Origin of the sequence: Bacillus sp. YKCMOAS1 (genome assembly GCF_030268125.1) — a bacterium.
Classification (GTDB): Bacteria; Bacillota; Bacilli; order Bacillales; family Bacillaceae; genus Bacillus; species Bacillus safensis.
In genome coordinates this window covers 121,581-142,874 of the sequence record NZ_BSEI01000003.1, presented here as the reverse complement: position 1 = coordinate 142,874, position 21,294 = coordinate 121,581, and the positions used below count along the sequence as shown (strand labels likewise).

Here is a 21,294-nt window from a genome sequence, read left to right as displayed (position 1 = left end):
TAACGTGACAAAAATTTATGATGCAGCCAACTGGTCAAAACACGAAGACGATTTTACACAAATGTTTTACAACCAAAATGTGAAGCAGTTTTGGCTTCCAGAAGAGATTTCCTTAAACGGAGATCTCTTAACATGGAAATACTTAGGTGAAAAAGAGCGAGATACGTACATGAAGGTACTTGCTGGACTGACTTTACTTGATACAGAACAAGGAAATACAGGGATGCCGATTGTTGCAGAACATGTGGACGGCCATCAACGTAAAGCTGTACTCAACTTTATGGCAATGATGGAAAATGCGGTACATGCGAAATCATACTCCAATATCTTCATGACACTCGCACCAACTGAAACGATCAGTGAAGTGTTTGAATGGGTCAAGAAGAATAAATTCCTGCAAAAGAAAGCAGATATGATTGTCAGTTTATACCGTTCGATTCAAAAGGACGATCCTATTTCTCTCTTTAAAGCAATGGTTGCTTCTGTTTATTTAGAAAGCTTCCTATTTTATAGTGGTTTTTACTACCCGCTATATTTCTATGGGCAAGGAAAGCTCATGCAAAGCGGTGAAATCATCAACTTAATTTTGCGTGATGAAGCGATTCATGGTGTGTACGTTGGATTATTAGCACAAGAAATTTACAACAAACAAACACCTGAAGTGCAAAAAGAGCTGTATGATTTCTCTATTGACCTTTTAAACGAGCTTTATGAAAATGAACTTCATTACACTGAAGATATTTATGACCAAGTCAATTTATCGCATGATGTGAAAAAGTTCATTCGTTACAATGCCAATAAAGCGTTAATGAACCTTGGATTTGCCCCTTATTTTGAAGAAGAAGAGATTAACCCTATTGTATTGAACGGACTCAATACAAAAACAAAATCGCATGACTTCTTCTCAATGAAAGGGAACGGCTACAAAAAAGCAACAGTTGAGCCGTTAAAAGATGACGACTTCTTCTTTGGAGATGAATCATAAGGAAAGCGTAAAAGTCAAAACGCATCACTCGTTTTGGCTTTTTGCCATTTCTAACAATGTATTACATACTGGAGGTTACCGAACATGGGAAAAATGGACGAAATCATTTTAGTTGCACCGCGTACGCAAGTGTTCCAAAACGAAACACTTGCGTTTAATGGTGTGAACAGTGAAGAGAAAACAATCAGCACCATTATGAAAGAAATCGAAGAGCACTTCGAGCAGATGCGAAGAGGCGATGCAGAAGAAAATCCTGACTTCAAGCAGCCGATTCCTTATGTCGTGATTAAGCGTGAGGACGAAGTGTATGTATACGAAAGACTTCAAGGCGGAGGAGAGACTCGCTTACATCATAAGTTATCTCTTGGCTTTGGGGGGCATATGAATTTCATTGAAGGAAAAAACTTTGCTGAGATTCTAAAAGAAAATACGGATCGTGAGCTGGACGAAGAACTTTCAATTCAAGAAGAAGACAAACTTGAAATGAAAACCCTTGGATTAATCAATGACGATGACAACAGTGTCGGCCGTGTGCACATTGGACTGTTATCAGCGCTTGAACTATCTCCGGGTGCTCATGTAGAAGTAAAAGAAACAGATCAAATTTCAGGAAAATGGATGAAAACAGCCGATTTGAAAAAGCCTGAGTACTTCGATCGTCTTGAAACATGGTCTCAATTTGTCGTCAATATCCTAGCGTAAATAAATACACAACAAACCGGCTCAGTAGAAGACTTGAGCCGGTTTGTTTCGTTACAACAGCTTAAAATTATTGGAAAACGAATGCGTCATGACCGGCCTGCTTCAATCTTGCGACGAGGTCATCTGCATTTTGCTTTGTACGGAAAGCCCCGGCTTGTACTCGGAACATACCTCCGTCTAATACAACAAATGCGTCAAAGCCTTTGGATTTAAGTGTGGCTGCTAATTCATCTGCATTGGCTTTCACTTTAAAAGCTCCTGCCTGCACTTTATAAAGATTACTTGCTTTTTTTTTCAATTGAAAGGCTTCTTCTAGACCAGTCGCATGAGCGCGAGCGATGCCTTGAAGGAAGGTTGCGTTGCGGAGCTTATTAGCATCAGCTGTCGTATCAATGAAACCATTCTCTGTTAAAATAGCGGGCATAGAAGTTTCTCGAAGAACGTGGAAGTTCGCAGTTTTCTTGCCGCGGTTAGCAAAATCAACTGAGCGGACAATTTCATCATGAAGGGCGTTGCGATACGTGGTGGTCGGTGCTGAAACGCCAGGATACACATAGCTTTCAAACCCTGTGCCTCCGCCAGCATTAATATGAATAGATACGAAATAGTCAGCTCCCCAGCTGTTTGCTGCATTCGTACGCTGGGACAAAGTGACGGATTGGTCAGTTGAACGACTTAAGCGGACAGAAACCCCATCATATTCACTAATCAAAATGTCTCTCAGTAAAAGCGCGATTTGAAGTGTTATATTTTTCTCCAAAAGTCCATTAGCACTAGCTCCAGAATCTGTTCCTCCGTGGCCAGGATCAATAAAAATTTTCACCATCTATTCATCACCTCGTCTTTATTTTATGAGAAAATAGAAGAATTGCCTGTACAAAATGCGGAAATCATTGAGACTCTTTTCTGCATCATTTGTGATCAAAAAGCTACATTTTTCTAAGAAAAAGCAAATTGTTGGTTTGTCCGCCTAAACGGGATGAATACAATGGAAATAGCACATCATTTCCTGGGAAACCGCACAAATCCCTACAATATTCGGTATCTCGGGTCATTTTGACAGCAAACTTGGGCTTAAGCGGGCGATTGTCACGATTACAGCTCCACCCGAATAGAATAAAGAGAGAAGAGCGAGAGGTGAATACGTTGGAGCGAGCTGTCACATATAAAAACAACGGCCAAATCAATATTATACTTAACGGACAAAAGCAAGTATTGGTTGATGCAGACTCAGAGGCAGAATACCTAGAAGCCTTGCAGAAAAATGAGGCAAAACACAGCATCTTACGGGAAATAGAGCGTGAAATGAACAGCCTTGTCGGTATGGATGAAATGAAACGAAACATAAAAGAGATTTATGCCTGGATTTTTGTTAATCAAAAACGGCAGGAACAAGGGTTAAAGGTAGGAAAACAAGCGCTTCATATGATGTTCAAAGGGAATCCTGGCACAGGGAAAACCACAGTTGCAAGACTTGTCGGGAAGCTTTTCTTTGAAATGAATGTGCTCTCAAAAGGTCATTTAATTGAAGCAGAACGCGGTGATCTTGTTGGAGAGTACATTGGTCATACAGCGCAAAAAACAAGGGATTTAATTAAAAAATCACTAGGCGGTATTTTGTTCATTGACGAAGCCTATTCTCTTGCACGCGGAGGAGAAAAAGATTTTGGAAAAGAGGCGATTGATACCCTTGTAAAACATATGGAGGACAAACAGCACGAATTCATTCTGATTCTTGCTGGCTACTCCAAGGAAATGGATCATTTTCTTTCTTTAAACCCTGGTCTGCAATCAAGATTTCCAATCAACATCAGCTTTCCTGATTATACAGTCGATCAGCTCATGGATATTGCAAAACGAATGATGGCGGACAGAGAATATGTATTTACACAAGAAGCTGAATGGAAGCTGCGGGATTATTTAATGCACATTAAAAGTACCACAAGCCCGGCAAAATTCAGCAATGGCCGGTTTGTACGAAACACCATTGAAAAGGCCATACGAACCCAGGCGATGAGACTGCTTCTTGTGGATCATTATGATAAAAAAGATCTGCTGACCATTAAAAGTCACGATCTTCAAATGAAAGAGGATACGCCTTCTTGAAATGGCGTATCCTTTTTATAAAGAGTCACTAAAATAAACCATCCGAATAGTGGTATACGTGTGATCTGTTTGGTATGATGGTACTACTGAAAACTTAAGTACAGAAAGGAAACAACTGACGTTGAATGAACATGAAATGACTGAAAAAGCGATCCTTGTCGGCTGTCAATTGCCGCATGTAACGGATGAACGCTTTCAATACTCAATGGAAGAATTAGCTTCCTTAACCAAAACGGCTGGCGGTGAAGCTGTCAGCGTGATGACGCAGAAGAGAAATAGACAAGACAGCGCAACGTATATCGGTAAAGGGAAAGTAGAAGAACTTGAGGTGCTTTGCGAAGAACTCGAATGTGATGTCATTATTTTTAACGACGAGCTTTCTCCAAGCCAGCTAAAAGCTTTGGCGACTGCTTTAGATGTAAAAATTATTGATCGTACGCAATTGATTTTAGATATCTTTGCAAAAAGAGCCCGTACAAGAGAGGGGAAGCTGCAAATAGAGCTTGCCCAGCTTCAGTATGCCCTGCCGAGACTAAGTGGACAAGGGATCAGCCTCTCAAGACAAGGAGGCGGAATTGGCGCAAGAGGCCCAGGTGAAACAAAACTTGAAACAGACAGACGTCATATTCGGAACCGCATTCACGAAATTAACGGGCAGTTATCTGCAGTCAAAGAACATCGAACAAGATACCGGGAACGCCGAAAGAAAAATGGTGTGTTCCAAATTGCCATTGTCGGGTATACGAATGCCGGAAAATCAACTTTGTTTAATCAATTAACAGAAGCAGATAGTCATGAAGAGGATCTGCTGTTTGCGACACTTGACCCAATGACGCGTAAGATGACATTAGAATCTGGCTACAGTGTGCTCATTTCGGATACGGTTGGCTTTATCCAAGACCTTCCGACAACACTGATCGCCGCATTTCGTTCCACACTTGAAGAGGTGAAGGAAGCCGATTATTTGCTTCATGTCATCGACTCTTCTAATGAGGATTATGAAGGGCACGAACGAACGGTTCATGAGCTTTTAGAAGAATTAGAAGCGGACCGTATTCCAATGCTGACTGTTTATAACAAGGAAGATCAAATTAGACCAGATTTCATCCCATCTTCAAAGCATCGCCACATATTAATCAGTGCTAGACGCAAAGAAGATGTAAAAAGGTTAAAAGCGGATATTATGGCTGAGCTGAAAAAAGCCTTTTTAAAGCCATATCATGTGAAGATTCCAGCGTATGAAGGGAAGCTCATCTCTGCATTAAAATCAGAAACGCTTGTGGAATCACTAGAATTTCAAAAAGAAGCAGAGATTTACGACATCACCGGATATAGTGGTGAGGATCAGACCATCTTAGGTCAAATCAAGAAGTATATGTTGGAAAGGAATTAAATCAAGATGTTTCACACATTAAAACACGGCAGTATTTTAGAAAAAGCAGCAGCAGAAACAGAACAAGAGATATTACACGTACATCAGCAAATTGATCAAACGAGCGAACAAAATGAGTGGCGGGTTCTTGAAAGCTATCGAAAGCACAAAGTCAGTGACTCTCACTTTAATCCAACAACTGGATATGGCTACGATGATATGGGGAGAGACACGTTAGAAAAGATTTATGCGGATGTCTTCGGTGGAGAAAGCGGCCTTGTCCGTCCGCAGATCATTTCTGGCACACACGCGATTTCCATTGCTTTATTTGGTGTGCTGAGACCTGGCGATGAATTGATCTACATGACGGGAAAACCATACGATACGCTAGAAGAAATTGTCGGGATTCGCGGCAAAGAAGGGACAGGCTCATTAAAAGACTTCCACATTGACTACAAAGCCATTGATTTGCTTCAAGATGGATCAGTCGATTACGACAAAGTAAAAGAGTCGATTTCTTCTAAAACAAAAGTGATCGGCATTCAGCGTTCAAAAGGCTATGCGTCAAGGCCATCCTTTACAATAGAAGAAATTGAGCAAATGATTTCATTTGTGAAAGAGATAAATGAAGAAATCATTGTGTTTGTAGACAACTGTTATGGTGAATTTACTGAATTACAAGAGCCGTGTCATGTCGGAGCTGATCTCATGGCCGGTTCGCTTATTAAAAACCCAGGCGGAGGCCTTGCCAAAACAGGCGGCTACATCGTTGGAAAAGAAAAATGGGTCGAAGCTTGCTCTTATCGAATGACATCTCCGGGCATCGGCAGTGAAGCGGGTGCATCGCTGTATGCGCTCCAGGAAATGTATCAAGGCTTTTTCTTGGCGCCGCATGTTGTGGCTCAAAGCTTAAAAGGCGCAGTATTTACGGCTCGTTTTCTTGAGAAGCTCGGATTCCAAACAAACCCAGCATGGAATGCGAAAAGAACGGATTTGATTCAATCTGTCGAATTTGGAGATCCTAAAAAAATGATTGCGTTCTGTCAGGCAATCCAGTATGCATCTCCGATTAACAGTCACGTCACACCACATGCAAGCTATATGCCGGGCTACGAGGATGATGTCATTATGGCAGCGGGCACATTTGTACAAGGAGCCAGTATCGAATTATCAGCCGATGGTCCGATCAGACCGCCTTATACTGCCTACGTGCAAGGTGGTCTCACGTATGCCCATGTGAAAAATGCGATTTGCAGTGCTGTCGATGCCTTATTGGATCAAGGTTTTATTGAAGTGCCTGCTCAATAAAAAAATCATGTTAATATTCCTAACATGGTGTTGACACATAATATAACATGACATATAATAAATTTAAGCAAAGAGGAGGAGACAGTTGAGATGAGTGATAACATTCGCCGCTCAATGCCTTTATTCCCAATTGGGATTGTCATGCAGCTAACAGAATTATCTGCAAGACAAATTCGCTATTATGAGGAAAATGGTTTAGTATTTCCAGCAAGAAGTGATGGGAATCGCCGATTATTTTCTTTTCATGATGTTGATAAATTACTAGAAATTAAAAACCTCATCGAACAAGGTGTAAACATGGCAGGAATCAAAAAGCTTTTTGCCAAAGCTGAGGCAGAAAATCCATCGTCTGATAAAAAGACGGAGGAAAAAACCACAGCTAAGCACAACTTGTCAGATGATGAACTCAGGAAGCTACTGAAGAAGGAACTCATTCAGGCTGGACGTTTCCAACAAGGGACGACCTTTAGGCAGGGGGATATGTCAAGGTTCTTCCGTTAACCAATTAGCAAAAGCATTGCTATACACATTTTACCTTTTGTAGGGGAGGAGTTTTACGAAATGGCAAAGTACACAAGAGAAGATATCGTAAAATTAGTAAATGAGGAAAACGTAAAGTACATCCGTCTGCAATTTACAGACATTCTCGGAACGATTAAAAATGTTGAGATTCCTGTGAGCCAGTTAGAAAAAGCTCTCGATAACAAATGTATGTTTGACGGTTCATCTATTGAAGGATTCGTACGTATCGAAGAATCAGATATGTACCTATACCCAGATCTAAACACATTTGTTATTTTCCCTTGGACAGCAGAAAAAGGTAAAGTTGCACGCTTTATTTGTGACATTTATAAGCCAGACGGGACACCGTTTGATGGAGACCCGCGTAACAACTTAAAGCGTATCTTAAAGGAAATGGAAGAACTAGGATTTAGTGATTTCAACCTTGGACCTGAGCCAGAATTCTTCTTATTTAAATTAGATGAAAAAGGCGAGCCAACGCTTGAACTAAACGATAAAGGTGGATACTTTGACCTTGCACCAACAGATCTAGGTGAAAACTGCCGCCGTGATATCGTGCTAGAGCTTGAAGAAATGGGCTTTGAAATTGAAGCATCTCACCACGAAGTAGCACCAGGTCAGCACGAAATTGATTTCAAATATGCAGGCGCAATCCGTTCTTGTGATGACATTCAAACATTCAAACTCGTTGTCAAAACCATTGCGAGAAAACACGGTCTTCATGCGACATTCATGCCAAAACCATTGTTCGGTGTAAACGGATCTGGTATGCACTGTAACCTATCATTATTCAAAAATGGTAAAAACGCATTCTTTGATGAAAAAGCAGATTTACAATTAAGCGAGACTGCTAGACACTTTATCGCAGGTATCGTCAAGCACGCAACAAGCTTTACAGCAGTCACAAACCCAACGGTTAACTCATACAAGCGTCTTGTACCTGGCTATGAAGCACCTTGCTATGTAGCATGGAGTGCACAAAACCGCAGCCCATTGATCCGTATCCCGGCATCACGCGGCATCAGCACACGTGTAGAAGTACGCAGCGTAGACCCATCTGCAAACCCATACCTTGCACTAAGCGTATTACTTGCAGCAGGTCTAGACGGAATCAAAAACAAACTAGAAGCACCAGCACCAATCGACAGAAACATCTATGTCATGGACAAAGAAGAACGCCTTGAAAACGGCATCGCTGACCTACCTGCAACACTTGCAGAAGCACTCGAGCTGCTGAAATCAAACGAAGTGATGATCAACGCACTAGGCGATCACCTATTCGAGCACTTCATCGAATCAAAAGAAATCGAATGGGATATGTTCAGAACCCAAGTACACCCATGGGAACGCGATCAGTATATGTCTCAGTATTAATAAAGAAAACCCCTTGAAGCCATTGGCTTCAGGGGGTTTTTGTTTTGAGGAAGCCATCACCCACAAAAAAGGCGACTTTGAAATTTCAACGAAGGTCTCAAAAACGTATTCAAAACCTTGCTGAAATGATTGGTACGAAGTCCCAGTGAAGCGATATTGTTCGCTATATTTGCAAATACAGAGTGTCTAATTAGGAAAGGAAGAGGAATATCAGATGAAAAACAAATTTACAGAAGGAGACTTGTGCGCATGAATAATCCTTACAAAGTTACAAATTCAACCATCTCCATTAATAACTTTATGACCAAAGGAGAAGTGAAAGTCATTATTCTAGATGGCCATTCCAACCAAGCGTTTTTAGCTGAAGCATCTATTTACGGGAAAAGGGAAATCACTACACGTGACGGCCAATTTACAAAGTTAAATACTAAAGTTCACACAAAATAAAAAAGCAGGAGGCTTCCACCTGCAGGAAACAGTCAAAATAAGTTAATTGCTAATGATTCTGAAATTATTAAAACAGGCATAGTGATGGCAACTATAAATTTTAAAGTTAGCTAATTAAAAAGTGAGATAGGGGTATCTCACTTTTAATACCAACCTTGATATTTGCCTGTCCGAGTACCATCACCCTCTTTTGCATCTTTTAGGAGGAAAGAGACAAATGATAGATTCTTTTTGTGTATTGGCTTTTAGATGAATAGTTTTCAGCTCAACTTGAGGAGTTATAATCTTTTGACTCATGTTGCTGTCTGCATTAGAAGTTGAAGCGAATGCAGGAGATCCAGAAACCAGTAAAGCAAAGGATAATGCGGAACAAGTTATAACTTTCTTTAATCTCATTTAAAACACTCCCTAGTTTATTTTGACATCCTTAATTATCCTATATTTTATAAAAAATTCAAGGGTATTTTTGTAAAATACGAACGATTTTCAGAGTTAGATAGATTATAAGAAAATTTCAATATGAACTTTCAAGGAGTGGTAGGATGAAATCTTAACAATTGTGTTTACTTCAAGAGATTGATGAGAAATCATAGTGGTAAATCTTTACTATCACCAACAAAAGCAAATATGAAATGGTATAAGCCTGAAGATAGAGTAAAGAGAGATAAGGACATCCGAAATAAATATATCAGATGGTATATTGGTAAATACGGCGATCCTAAATGGGATTGGTCTGGTTTAGACATTCACTATGTTATTCCTTTAGAATATGGTGGAGATAATAAAATGGGTAATTTATATGCACTAACAAGAACACTGCATCAACAAGAGGTTTCTCCTTGATGGAGAGGATATAGATAGAAGGTGAAAGATTGAGTAGGATCGTGCAGATATTAGAAAAGCCTGCAAATCAATTAGATGAGAAGAACATCATCAAATTCTCGGTAGACGGTGAAGTCTATGAAAAGTGCTGTACCTTCAATGCCCCAGCCGATCAAGAAAATATAAAACAATTTGAAAAGAAACACCATGCATTGCCTGACGATCACAAAGAGTTTTTATGTCTACATAATGGCGCAAGAATATTTGAAGACATAGTTTTTGGGAACAAGGTGGGTGGAGGATTACACGTTTTCAGTTTAGAAGAGATCGAATCCGAGTTGTCTAATGATTTTTTTGATCAGGTTGATGGAATAGCTATTGCCGCTCTTTTTGAAGGGTGCTACTTGATTCTAAATAAGGGAAATTCAAACCTTTATCTATTTGAAGACGGTTTAGAATATAGGCTGCTTGATGTAGATTTTGAAACTTTTCTTCAGAAGTATATTAATTCTGAAGGCGATGCGTTTTGGGAATAATAGAACCAAAGTGTCCATGTTTATGGGCACTTTTTTTATTTGTAATGCCGAGAAAAAACCGAGGAAAAGGGGGATAAAAAGGGGACCTTTTTTCCTAAGTGGATCATCGTATGATAGAGACAAGCAAAACGAACGTGAATATTTTGTCCAGAAGGAAGAATCTGCGGACGCTGATCATTGAGCACTTTAAGTGCCTTGATTGGTGTCCGCTTTTTTTATTGGGAGACGCGTCTTTCCCTTATCAATGGCGTATCTGGATACGGAACAAAGGTGTTGAGGAATGTGGCCATACGAGAGGGACATTCTGAGCCTGGATAGCAGCTGGTCTGCGGCGGCCGTATCGAGGATAGTTTTTCATTTTATTTGATGATTGACTGTACTTGGCATCCTCTCGGAGTGTAGTCATCATTGCAAAATCTATTTAAGCGAATAGCGTAAGGTGGTGCTTATACGGAAAGGAGCGAGTGAAATGAAGATCAGGGAATCAGTTTCTAAACAGACCTTAAAGAAATTTAAAAGCATTTCTCCTAGTTCTATTAGTAAGAAGGAGAACGATGCTGATCCCATTACGAATAGGGATTGGGAAGAAATCATGGGAACGAGACGCGAAACGTATCAAAGACAAGGCTGCCGTATTCGAAGAAAACGCTGATTTGATGGGAACAGTCGTCTTTTGGGCGTATGGTCGAAAAGCAAGAGAGGAAGAGGTTCAGCGATTCCGATAGTTGAACATAATAATATTTATGGTGAATGGTTGGATAATGTGGATAATGGTATATATAGATAATTTAGATAAGGTAGGGATAGTATGAAATCATTTTATTATGAAAATTATTTTTGGGCAGATTCACATGATGTAGAAAAAGAAAAATATACTTGTGGTTACTGTAATTCTTTAGCTGCACCAACTTATGGATATTTAACTCATGAATATATAGAGAGCGAAAGGAAGAGTGGTTCTAAAATACTTATATGTCCTAATTGTCGAAACCCAACACATATAAATGGAATAGGGCAGCAATTTCCATCTATAAGTATTGTAAAAGGTATTAGGCATCTTCCAGAAAATATACAAGATCTGTATAAGGAAGTCTGTGATTCGTTTTCAGTCAATGCGTTTACAGGTGCAAGTATTTTGGCTAGAAAGATGATTATGAATATAGCAGTTGAAAAGGGAGATAAAAAAGACAAGAGTTTTATACAGTATGTAGAATTCTTAGTAAATGAAGGAATAGTTCCAAAAAGTGCTAAAAAGTGGCTTGATGCTGTGAGATTAAATGGTAATATTGCTGCTCATAATATAGAAAAATCAACTAAAGAAGAAACTCAAAAATTAATTGATTTTTTGGAAATGTTGTTGAGGATAGTCTATGAATTTGAAGCTGAATTATAACAATTTATAAATGGCACACTTTTGGCTCGATCTTGGCAAAGCATTTTATTCTAGAGTGGTTATGATATAAATTGAGAGCGGCTTCCGTTACGGAGGTCGCTTTTTTCGTTCGACAAATTTTGCATTTACCTCAATATTAATATTTATATCCGATATTAAAAATTGAGGAGTGAGTAGAGTTGGGTAAAAAAAATAAACGTGCAATTAAAAATAAAGGACAATATGAAAAAATTAAGAAATTAGATAATGAAATATACTCAAAGAAATTAATGGAGTTAGAAGATGTCATCTACACATATTCAGAAAAAGAGTTACTTGCGTACTTTTTAAAAGAATTTATATATGGTCAAAAGAAGGAACATTATAAAAAAAGTGTAGCAACTCTCTATAATTTAGATATTGAATGTCTAGAGTTTGCTATATCGAGGTTTGCGCATATTGAGAACATAAGAGATGTCTCTAAGTACTATCCAGCATTTGTCCCTTTATTGGCTGTATATTTCACTATGGCATTTAATATTAATACAAGTAAAATTTTAGCATTCATTGGCACAGCCATATCACTTATTTTCATTATAAGAATAATAATTAAAGAAAAAAGAGCTAGAAGTGTGGCTGTCTCAATGTTAAGAACATTTGAGCAAGTCCACGCTAGGAAACAGAAAGAAAACGAGTAAATTTCATTCGACAAATTCTGCGGGTAGTTCCATATGCTCACTTTCTGCCGATATATAAAGATAGGAGGTGAACGAGCATGAGTTTGGATGAAATTATAAAAACTTTTGGTGTGCTGCCCACTGCATTAACAGCAGCGGCAGCTATTATAGTCCCATTTATTACATTTATTTTAGGTAGAATCAATGAAGATCTTAAAGTTAAATTTGAATACAGAACTTATGTAGTGTTAGATGAAATAACTGGAGGTTATCAACTTAGGAATCATCCATTGGTAAAAAGAGGTGCAAAATTATTACTTCCAAAAAGCTACGATGGTTTAGAGAAATTTATAACAGATAATAGGCTCCATTTAGACAGCGATTTCACTGGTGCTTCGAGATTTAACTATTTACAGATAAAGACTATTGGAAAAAGTATAATTAGATAACTCTGATAAGAGTATAATTGAGACATCTTTGCCATTTATGAGCCCTAATGATGAGGTGTACATACCATTGGATATAAATTATGGTGATGTACACGGGCGCAAATATGGAATCAAAAGAATAGATATTTCATACCAATTGCAAACAGGACAGCGGATGAAATTTAAAAGTATAAGGACATTTCGTGCAGGCAATGAGACAACGATTAGAGATAGTCATAGTGTAAAAAAATTTCGATTATTCTACTGGAAAACACAAAGTTCAAAAAATAAGAATATGGGATGGAACTATCTTAATTTGAATACGAACAAAGAAAAGAACTCTTCTGAATGAAGGTTTTTTTTTGTTCCCTGTAAACTGCTCCCGATAATTCTTTACACCAAGCATCGGCTTAAAGGTAGAGTGCGGCAGCAGTTTAGAGGAAATAAAAATTCCCAAAAACACGAATCAGAAGAAGGCGGCAGATGAATGTAGATGGAATCCAAACTCATTCAGGTGGAGAAAGATTAAGTCAAAGGCATGAAATACAAGGACCTTGCCAAAGAAATACGGGGTGTCGATCAACACCATAAAATCGTGGAAAAAGCGGCATGGTTGAGAAAGAAAAAAGGGTGCACACAAAAAAAGGTGGTCAACCCGGTAATGTTAATGCGCTAGGTAATAGCGGGGGCGTAGCACCACTACGTAATCAAAACGCAAAGACACACGGCTTATACTCAAAGCACATGCCAGCTGAAGCGTTTGAAATCATGCAGGATATTCAGAAGTTTTCGCCAGTTGATTTACTTTGGGAGCAGATACAAATTCAATTCACAGCCATTGTGAGGGCACAGAAAAAACAAAGACGAAATGAGCAAAGAGCTGAAAAAGAAAAAATCAGTCGTTTCAGATTCTACCGATATTGAGGAAGAAGAATACGAGTTTCAATCCAATTGAGGCGAAGCCAAAGGCATCAACTAGCTTACTTGATACGGTTCTTCAAAAGTCTGCGGGTACTAACAATGAATTGGTATCTATCCTCAAAGACCTTAGGGATGAACTAGAGGAGATCCGCAAATGAGCAGAATCGATCAGCTGATAAAAAACATCAATGCCTTTGTGCAAAAAAGCGGAATCGGATGAGGTCGAGGAACTAGAAGCAGCTGTAACTGATTTTCCTGAACTGAAAGACATTCCATCTTTAGTGGAAGAGTACGAGAAAACCACCGCAAAACTTCTCAGATTGCAACGCAGGACGTTTTTGAATGCACTGAATGGTTTTTATATCCAAGGACGATTCGGAGACGTTAGAAGCAATTTTAGCGTTTTTTAATAATGATTTATTCATTTCAGATGAGTTTGCAGAGCTGTTCGGAAAAGAAACGGCTGTCTTTCTAACACTTACCGTCACGCAGCTGGCTGAGAAGATCATGCATTCCATCGATGCAGATATTCCATTCAAGGTTTTATCTGAAAGAACCGCTGAGTGGATTGAATCATGGTCACAGGAGTTGGCACAGCTGATGAAGCTGAATACTCATGAGGCTATTGAACAAACGCTGAAAGAAGGTATAAAAGAAGGTCGCTCTATCCAGGAGATTGAACTGGAACTGAAGGACCTTCCTGAATTTAGTCGCAAGCGTGCACGTGTAACAGCCGTAACTGAAGTGTTGACCGCTTCTTCTGTTGCTCAACATGAATCCTATGTCCAATCCACGGCAGTAACGGGGAAGAAGTGGAAGCATAGCGGCGGGAAAAAGAATCAGTCGAGAGAAAGTCATGTGCAGCTGGATGGAACTATTATCCCTTTGGATGAAGAATTTGTGAGATACCAGGCAGCGGAGAGCGGTGCATGTTTCCAAGAGATACACAGCTCACGCCAAAAGAGCGAGTAAATTGTCATTGTGCGGTTGGTCCTGTGGTTGATCCTGTTATTCTTGAGTTGTCAGCTGAGGAAAAAGAAGAGATTAGAAGAGAGGATTACCTAACATGAAATTAATGTATAAAATGCTAAAAATTATTATGTAATCATTCTGTTTTGTGATATCTTTACTTTATATTAAAAGTAAAGAGGTTATCAAAATGAATAGTTCAATAATTTCTACTGAGGCAATAGATAGGCATTTAACATCAAACCTTAAATACCTTGAGAGGAGAAAATCCTTATTAGAATCTAGGGAAAAAAAGAGAAAATTTTTTTCAATTGTATTAGGAGCATTGCATTTAATTATTGCTTTATGCCTTTTTATATTTATTAGAGGGCAATTCAATATGACAGCAATATTTTTACTTTTAGTGGGCATGGGTTTGATTTTAACATCACTTATGGAGCCAGAAAGATTAAGAGCACTTATATTCGATATTGAAAGGGAAATAGAATTGTTGCAAAGCGAGGTTTCTCAAAAAAATATAAGTGAGACTCTATTCAAACAACACGATCTACAATTGAAAAGATATTATGACCTTAATCTAAGGCAAAACTCTTTTGTGTTTTGGGTTGGGATTAGCTGTATTGTTTTAGGTTTTGGATTTATAGGATTAACAATGTATTTAATTTCAGGCAATATATTGGGTGATCCTCAAAACAAAATAATAGTAGCTGCAACTGGTGCTCTTGCAGGAATCCTCTCCAATTTTATTGGAGCTATTTACTTGAACATGCATACTAATTCGATAAACTCTTTAACCGAGTTTCATAATAGAATTGTTAATACACATCATTTCTATTTGAGCAACTTTCTAATCTCTCAAATAAGTGATGAAAACAAAAGACAAGAAACTTTGGCAAACTTAGCTCTAAATATAAGTAATGATACATCCTCTGAGGGTAAAGCTAAATAATATTGTACCCAGATGGGATTAATAAAAGAGTTGAGATAGACACTTACAAAACATGGAATGAAATAGTATAATATCCTCACTATACTTCAAAAGTGAGGAGAAGAAATGGATAGTTTACAGCCGATTTTAAATTCAATCCAAAAGTTTCAACAACAGAATTCGCAAATATTGAGGGAAGCATCTCGAGTAGCAATGATTAGCAACTATATCCCTGATGAAGCATTCAGGATGGCAAAGGCAACTGAAAACTTAACTAGACAATTAAAAATAATTAATAGCGACTCAATTCAGAAGGCATTCGATACTATTTCATCTATAAAACTTGATTTACATTTACCGAGTTTTCCGAAATTTGATTACTTGGAATTTGACGAACAAAGGCTCGAAAGAATTACACGTCATAATGTCAGTGTAGGGTGGACTTTAACTGGTGATATGCCAATAAACCTTTATCTAAGAGACGAGTATCTAGACATGGAGCATGATGAGATAGACAAGATTTTCATAGCCTTTTATGAAGAGGATGAGTATGTACAATTAAAAACTCTAATAAAAAATGTGAAAAATGGATTGAGTAAAAAATGGAGTGAAATACTAGATCAATCTCTAGATTTGTACTTGGAAGGGCGTTACAAGATAACAATACCTGCACTTATATCAGTAATAGAAGGGGAATTAAGCTCAATTATAGGAAGTAGTAAATATGGAAAAAGATTAGTGGACGAATTTCATAATAAATTGGATGACAAGATGAAATTTCTAACTATAGCGGCCTATTCTGCGTATTTTTTCTTTGATGAACACTTATTTAAGTCCCATGATTTTACCCATGCAAGGTTACCTTTATTAAATAGAAATTGGATTTTACATGGTAGAGATGATCCTTTAGCTTGGAAGAAAGAAGATGCTCTCAGACTATTATATACTCTTTCAACTTTACAATTTATTAAGGAAATTGAAATCGCTGAAAATTAATTTTTAAAACACCATTTAAATAGTGGTGTTTTTTCTTTTGGAAGGAGGTGAATGAATTGCCACGCGAATTGATAAATGCAAAAATCACACACGTTTCATACGTAGACAAGGCTGCTAATCAAAAGCAGTTCTTTTTTATGAAATCAGAAAAAGAAAATGACTTTCAAAAAGAGATCAAGGTCATTGCAAAGGCTGATGATGCACAGCGTCTTGTGTACGGTATTGTATATGAGCCACATGTGGAAGATGCACATGGAGATTTCATGACACCAGAAGAAATTGAAAAAGCCGCTCATGGGTACCTGAAGGATGCACGTGAGATCGACAAGCAGCATGATTTCCAAGGCGATGTCGGAGAAGTCGTTGAATCGTACATTGCTAGGTCTGAATTTGAAATGGGCGGTGAAGTTATCAAGAAAGGATCGTGGGTCCTTGTGACAAAAGCATCAGATGAAATCTGGGAACAGATTCAAAAGGGCGAGATCACCGGATATTCAATGGCCGGAACAGCAGACATAGGAAAACAAGAGCGTGAGCCAGCTTCTGAAGAGATGGGGCTTTTTTCTTTGCTCAAAAACTTCTTTTTATCAAAAGGAGAAGTAAAGAACCGATACGACAAAGGCCGCATGCGTCGTGAGTTTTGGGCTGCACAAGATGCACTGAATTCCGTTTTGTTTAAATGGGATTCTTACGCCGATGAAGACTTGGAGACTGAAAAGGTGAGGGGTGCACTGGAAGACTTTGTTGAAATCACCCAAGAGATTCTGCTTACTGATGACTTGGCTGGGATCCAAACTGATCCACCTGAAGCTGTCGCAAAAGCAGGTAAAAAGTTTTCAGCAGCTAATCTGAATGAGCTAAAAAATGCAAGAGCCGCTATCGACAATCTGTTGAGTCAAGCGGAAGAGAAGAAAGAGGAAGAAGACGTGAGCAAAGAAGATTTGCAAAAGATGCTAGATGACACAATTGCACCGGTTGTAAAGCGTCTGGATGACCTTGAAAAAGGAGAAGGCAAAGGTCAGCCTGATCCGCAAGAAAAACAAATTGATGAAGCTATCGCAAAAAGAAATGGCCGCAGCTTTAGGGATGTCTAGGTCACAAGTTGCAAATAATTTGGATCGATATTCAGCGGTTGATTGAGCAACAGAATTGTATCGATGTATCAAATATAGGCTATACGAACTTCTCATTCTTTTAAGGAAACAAGTGGTTAAAGATTTCCGATTAAAAAATTGAAATGATTGATAAAGTAAAGTAGTACTTCATTATAAGTACAAATACTGGTAGAATTGAGCAAGCAAATCATAAAATACAACTGAGTTAGAGCAGTATAGCCAATATTCGAAAATAATTAAAATATGAGGGAGAAATTTAATGGAGTATGTATTAATGGAACCACCAATTATAATGGAATCCTTTGAAACTTTATCAAAAAAAGAGGCTAAAATTCTGTTTGATTGGTTTGTTAATCAGATACCACTACGGATTGAAGTTTTGAAAAATGTTACTAATGAAGAGGTGGACTTTAATTTCACTCCCGAATCACTTATAGATATCTATAGTTGGTTTTTATCTCAGATTGAAATTTATAAATTATCAGAAGAAGAGATTGGTAGAGAATTAGAAGAATTAAGGCAATATCCTGATTTTATTTATGAAGATGAAAAAAAGAGTTTATTGGCTAATCCAGTTGAAATTGCAAAAGTGGACTATGCAATAGCAATGGATATTGGTATATATTATGGGGAAACCATTAGGAGAAACTATCCGCAAGTGAAGTGGACATACTTTACTAAGCCTAAATCACATTCCTTTTTAAACAAGCCAGTATTATATTTTAATGATGCAGATGATGACATGATATCTTATGAAAGAGAACCAATCGATCTGATGTTTGTTCTTAATCAAAGAATAAAAAGAGGCGAGATTACAGATCACAGTCTGTATGAACTTTATCAGTACGATGTGAATGAAATTCTCGGTATCTTTGAGGACCCTGAAGATTAAGAAAAAGGGCAGCTTCTGGCTTGTAGATTGCTTCTTTTAGTAATTTGATAAAAAACGAACGGCTAACTTAAAGTTAAAACCGCCATTCTCTTTTCTTGTTATCCCATTTCAATTCTTCATTTGCTAGGAGGTTTTTGACTACTTGCCTTACAGTTTTCTCGTCTTTACCTGTTTTTCTTTTCAGATCATCAATTGTTGGATTCTTACGGAAGCGACTCATATTATAAATAATTCGATAGATCTTTCTTTCGAGATCAGACATACAATCACCACCAAAAATAGTTTAACAGAATATATGTTCGTAAGGGAGTTTTGTTAAATGACACTAGGAGGAAATAAATTTTGAAATCTTTTTGGGAAATAGACGAAGAAGGTTACCATACGTTAAAAAAGATCAATGCAGAAGAAATAGCTAAAGCTGAAAAGAAACTTGGAGTCACTTTGCCAGATACATATAAAAAGCTCATATTAGAACAGAATGGTGGTTATACCATTCATAATGCTTTTCCAACGACTCACTCTAATTCATGGGCTGAGGATCATATTCAATTTAATCATCTTTTGGGAATTGCAGAAGATGAGGGGATTATGGATAGTGCCTATTTAATAAAAGAGTGGGAGCTGCCAGAAGGGCTTGTTTTGATTAACGGGGATGGCCATACTTGGGTAGCGATGGATTATAGAAAAACGAAAGAGAATCCTGCAATTCATTATTTTGATGTTGAGATGGAAGAAGACTTTAAATTAGCAGATTCCTTTGATGAATTCATTGAGGGGCTTTATACAGTTGAGTACGCTGTTGATGAGGAAGCAACAGAGGTTGAATATGAGCTTCCTGAGGTTTATTTGAGTAAAGAGGAATTCGAAGCCATTTTAAAAATGGATGAGCCTCATACATATGACATTTATAAACTTGAATGTTATCCGATGTTAGAAATAAAAGATATTGAGTGGTTTTTCAAAAAGCTAAGGGACTATATTCCAAGTGTTAAAGATGAACTTACTCTACATGAAATAGCTTCGAGTATTGATTCTCTTCTCTTGCAAAATCAAAAACGAATGCCAAAAAGTGTAGAGCTAATAGAAATTTTACAACAAATTATTAAATTTTTAGGAAACCACGAAATGCCCGAAGTTGTGAATGTTTCGGAGCATCTTGCTATGAAAGTAGAGGAGCTGAGTTCCTGAATTCAAATGTAAGTGTGGAATTAGTGAATGTCTAGAATATATAAAGACAGGTCATACTAGTGGAAGATTTAGAAGGGCATCAAAAAATATTGAACGCAAAATACCCATGGGAACGCGATCAGTATCTGTCTCAGTAATAACAAAGCAACCCCCTTAGGGCCATTGATTTCAGGGGGATAATTTGGTCAAATTATATTCACAAAGAAGAAAACGAGATGTAAATCTATGTTCAAAAAGAGAATTCTAAAGAAAATGTTTTAAATTTGTTTCTACGCTACTAACTTCAATAACATTTCTTCTTTGTATTATATCCTTTAGAAAACTCTGTTACTTCTTGTGTTACAGGATACCTATGTTTAATTCTCTACTGGCATGTCGTTCCTCTTTAAAGCACTCTACATAAAACATATCTTTTATAGATAAGTATGTTTGCATTTTGCGGGATACCGAAAACTTTTAAAATGAACACCTTGTCTTTACATATGTTGTAAATGTCATGTTAAAATTATACAAAGGAAATGATAGCAAGGGGGTAATGGGATGTCGAATTTGATTTCTTCTGTAGATGTAGCAAACACGCTCAACAAATGGTATTTACATATTAAAAAGAGGGAAGTTTCACAAGCAGTAGAGCTGAGGGATGAGATTCAAGAAATGTTAGGCGAAATGGAAGAAAATCAAGATGTGTTACTCTATTTCAATATTCTTGATTACAGATTTAAGGTACTGATGGAAGATTTAGTGGGGCAACCAACAATAACAGAAAATGAAAGAGTCAAAACAGATGACATGCTAAGGTTTTACTTTTATCTTTTCAAAGGTATGTATGAGAGTGCAAAGAATAACTATTCAGAAGCCCTAGTCCTATTCAGAGTAGCTGAGAGACAGTTGGACAAGGTACATGATGAAATTGAAAAGGCTGAGTTCCATTATAAAATTGGCACACTCTACTATTTCAATAAAGTCACGCTTCTTTCTCACCATCATCTACAAACAGCAAAGGACATCTACAAAGGTCATGAAGGTTACAGCATACAGACCATAAACTGTAATATGTTGTTGGCACTGAATTTGATTGATGACGGTAGACTAGACAAAGCTGAACGGATACTTTTGGATTGTGTCGATAGACTGATTGAAAAGAATGATAAGAGATTGTTAGCGTTGGCTTATTATGATTTGGGATTTCTCAAAATTCAAGATGACCACCATATAGAAGCAATTGAATATTTTAACAAATCAATTTCGGCAGATGATCTAAAACAGTCAGCTCCTGTTTCATACTTACAATGTGCGTATGAATTTGCAAGATCAAGCTACAAATCAAATCAGTTCGATCAGGCAATAAGTTGGGTTGCTGAGGGGAAAAACTTTTCTAAAGAACAGCAGAACACAAACTTTATGTTGAAATTCAATATCCTTGAGAAATGTTATACAACACCACAGGAAAGCTATGAAGATATCAAGAAAGGGCTATGTCTTTTGGAAGAAAGAAAAGCATATGTTGATATAGAGGCTTTAGCTCCTGATGTTGCCTCCATTTATAAGAAGTTAAATCTTTATGAAGAAAGTAACTACTTCTTGGAATTGGCTTTAAAATCTTGTACGCTAATAGGAAAGGAGGTCATATGATC

Annotated in this window: 23 protein-coding genes and 3 pseudogenes; 23 read left to right on the top strand and 3 right to left on the bottom strand. The window is 37.7% G+C overall.

The features are described from left to right. Positions 1-4: 4 nt before the first annotated feature. Together nrdF and QSJ46_RS09815 are read left to right on the top strand one after the other, a co-directional pair. On the top strand, positions 5-985 hold the full coding sequence (gene nrdF / locus QSJ46_RS09820; protein ID WP_034662137.1) for a class 1b ribonucleoside-diphosphate reductase subunit beta: 981 nt from the start codon (positions 5-7) through the stop codon (positions 983-985). 84 nt (positions 986-1,069) lie between these two features. After that, entirely contained in the window at positions 1,070-1,687 is a 618-nt protein-coding gene (locus QSJ46_RS09815) for a hypothetical protein (RefSeq protein WP_039178787.1), read from the top strand. A gap of 67 nt (positions 1,688-1,754) precedes the next feature. Here the strand turns inward: QSJ46_RS09815 and QSJ46_RS09810 are convergent, their stop codons facing one another. Beyond that, positions 1,755-2,513 carry an N-acetylmuramoyl-L-alanine amidase gene (locus QSJ46_RS09810; protein ID WP_047203907.1) on the bottom strand — a complete coding sequence of 253 codons (759 nt, stop codon included), beginning with the start codon at positions 2,511-2,513 and terminating at the stop codon, positions 1,755-1,757. A gap of 320 nt (positions 2,514-2,833) precedes the next feature. Between QSJ46_RS09810 and spoVK the strand changes: the two genes are divergently transcribed. From spoVK to QSJ46_RS09780, 6 genes are all read left to right on the top strand, one after another. Further along, a complete protein-coding gene (gene spoVK / locus QSJ46_RS09805) occupies positions 2,834-3,793 on the top strand; it encodes a stage V sporulation protein K (RefSeq protein ID WP_024424083.1) in 960 nt (319 codons plus the stop codon). Positions 3,794-3,914: 121 nt separating this feature from the next. Then, positions 3,915-5,186: a GTPase HflX gene (gene hflX / locus QSJ46_RS09800; RefSeq protein ID WP_041084763.1), complete on the top strand. Its 1,272-nt coding sequence runs from the start codon at positions 3,915-3,917 to the stop codon at positions 5,184-5,186. A 6-nt stretch (positions 5,187-5,192) separates the two neighbouring features. Continuing rightward, complete coding sequence (locus tag QSJ46_RS09795) at positions 5,193-6,473, top strand: methionine gamma-lyase family protein (RefSeq protein ID WP_285604670.1); 1,281 nt, start codon at positions 5,193-5,195, stop codon at positions 6,471-6,473. A gap of 90 nt (positions 6,474-6,563) precedes the next feature. Beyond that, the gene (locus QSJ46_RS09790; RefSeq protein WP_039178801.1) at positions 6,564-6,974 is read left to right on the top strand and encodes a MerR family transcriptional regulator; all 411 of its coding nucleotides are present in this window, start codon (positions 6,564-6,566) and stop codon (positions 6,972-6,974) included. Positions 6,975-7,034: 60 nt separating this feature from the next. Next, the gene (gene glnA, locus QSJ46_RS09785; RefSeq protein ID WP_025093273.1) at positions 7,035-8,369 is read left to right on the top strand and encodes a type I glutamate--ammonia ligase; all 1,335 of its coding nucleotides are present in this window, start codon (positions 7,035-7,037) and stop codon (positions 8,367-8,369) included. A gap of 249 nt (positions 8,370-8,618) precedes the next feature. Continuing rightward, positions 8,619-8,816 (top strand): XtrA/YqaO family protein, encoded by a 198-nt coding sequence (locus QSJ46_RS09780; RefSeq protein WP_285604669.1) that lies wholly within the window; start codon positions 8,619-8,621, stop codon positions 8,814-8,816. Positions 8,817-8,996: 180 nt separating this feature from the next. On the opposite strand, the gene QSJ46_RS09775 is transcribed toward QSJ46_RS09780, so the two are convergent. Then, positions 8,997-9,212 carry a hypothetical protein gene (locus tag QSJ46_RS09775; protein WP_242056701.1) on the bottom strand — a complete coding sequence of 72 codons (216 nt, stop codon included), beginning with the start codon at positions 9,210-9,212 and terminating at the stop codon, positions 8,997-8,999. Positions 9,213-9,395: 183 nt separating this feature from the next. On the opposite strand from QSJ46_RS09775, the gene QSJ46_RS09770 reads away from it, so the two are divergent. The 13 genes and pseudogenes from QSJ46_RS09770 (at position 9,396) to QSJ46_RS09715 (ending at position 18,472) form a co-directional block, all read left to right on the top strand. Then, positions 9,396-9,659, top strand: a complete 264-nt coding sequence (locus tag QSJ46_RS09770) for an HNH endonuclease signature motif containing protein (RefSeq protein WP_285604668.1) — start codon at positions 9,396-9,398, stop codon at positions 9,657-9,659. A 29-nt stretch (positions 9,660-9,688) separates the two neighbouring features. Continuing rightward, positions 9,689-10,174: an SMI1/KNR4 family protein gene (locus tag QSJ46_RS09765; RefSeq protein ID WP_285604667.1), complete on the top strand. Its 486-nt coding sequence runs from the start codon at positions 9,689-9,691 to the stop codon at positions 10,172-10,174. A gap of 554 nt (positions 10,175-10,728) precedes the next feature. Continuing rightward, the gene (locus QSJ46_RS09760; protein ID WP_285604666.1) at positions 10,729-10,899 is read left to right on the top strand and encodes a hypothetical protein; all 171 of its coding nucleotides are present in this window, start codon (positions 10,729-10,731) and stop codon (positions 10,897-10,899) included. Positions 10,900-10,982: 83 nt separating this feature from the next. Then, positions 10,983-11,567: a DUF4145 domain-containing protein gene (locus QSJ46_RS09755; protein ID WP_285604665.1), complete on the top strand. Its 585-nt coding sequence runs from the start codon at positions 10,983-10,985 to the stop codon at positions 11,565-11,567. 179 nt (positions 11,568-11,746) lie between these two features. Beyond that, positions 11,747-12,244: a hypothetical protein gene (locus QSJ46_RS09750; RefSeq protein WP_205184811.1), complete on the top strand. Its 498-nt coding sequence runs from the start codon at positions 11,747-11,749 to the stop codon at positions 12,242-12,244. Positions 12,245-12,321: 77 nt separating this feature from the next. Then, on the top strand, positions 12,322-12,672 hold the full coding sequence (locus QSJ46_RS09745; protein ID WP_285604664.1) for a hypothetical protein: 351 nt from the start codon (positions 12,322-12,324) through the stop codon (positions 12,670-12,672). A gap of 517 nt (positions 12,673-13,189) precedes the next feature. After that, positions 13,190-13,597: pseudogene (locus QSJ46_RS09740) on the top strand (phage terminase small subunit); the annotation flags it as partial. A gap of 129 nt (positions 13,598-13,726) precedes the next feature. Then, a pseudogene (locus tag QSJ46_RS09735) lies at positions 13,727-14,642 on the top strand (phage minor head protein). A gap of 89 nt (positions 14,643-14,731) precedes the next feature. Beyond that, the gene (locus QSJ46_RS09730) at positions 14,732-15,490 is read left to right on the top strand and encodes a TRADD-N-associated membrane domain-containing protein (protein WP_285604663.1); all 759 of its coding nucleotides are present in this window, start codon (positions 14,732-14,734) and stop codon (positions 15,488-15,490) included. Between the two features lie 105 nt (positions 15,491-15,595). Then, complete coding sequence (locus QSJ46_RS09725) at positions 15,596-16,465, top strand: hypothetical protein (RefSeq protein WP_285604662.1); 870 nt, start codon at positions 15,596-15,598, stop codon at positions 16,463-16,465. Positions 16,466-16,521: 56 nt separating this feature from the next. Continuing rightward, a complete protein-coding gene (locus QSJ46_RS09720) occupies positions 16,522-17,559 on the top strand; it encodes an XkdF-like putative serine protease domain-containing protein (protein WP_285604661.1) in 1,038 nt (345 codons plus the stop codon). Continuing rightward, positions 17,528-17,605: pseudogene (locus QSJ46_RS19595) on the top strand (hypothetical protein); the annotation flags it as partial. The gene QSJ46_RS09720 and the pseudogene QSJ46_RS19595, both read left to right, overlap by 32 nt. Positions 17,606-17,854: 249 nt before the next feature. Then, positions 17,855-18,472 (top strand): hypothetical protein, encoded by a 618-nt coding sequence (locus tag QSJ46_RS09715; protein WP_285604660.1) that lies wholly within the window; start codon positions 17,855-17,857, stop codon positions 18,470-18,472. 73 nt (positions 18,473-18,545) lie between these two features. Here the strand turns inward: QSJ46_RS09715 and QSJ46_RS09710 are convergent, their stop codons facing one another. Beyond that, the gene (locus QSJ46_RS09710; protein WP_047203920.1) at positions 18,546-18,734 is read right to left on the bottom strand and encodes a hypothetical protein; all 189 of its coding nucleotides are present in this window, start codon (positions 18,732-18,734) and stop codon (positions 18,546-18,548) included. Positions 18,735-18,814: 80 nt separating this feature from the next. Between QSJ46_RS09710 and QSJ46_RS09705 the strand changes: the two genes are divergently transcribed. Then, the gene (locus QSJ46_RS09705) at positions 18,815-19,660 is read left to right on the top strand and encodes an SMI1/KNR4 family protein (protein WP_285604659.1); all 846 of its coding nucleotides are present in this window, start codon (positions 18,815-18,817) and stop codon (positions 19,658-19,660) included. A gap of 540 nt (positions 19,661-20,200) precedes the next feature. Further along, on the top strand, positions 20,201-21,292 hold the full coding sequence (locus QSJ46_RS09700) for a Rap family tetratricopeptide repeat protein (protein ID WP_285604658.1): 1,092 nt from the start codon (positions 20,201-20,203) through the stop codon (positions 21,290-21,292). Positions 21,293-21,294 lie beyond the last annotated feature (2 nt).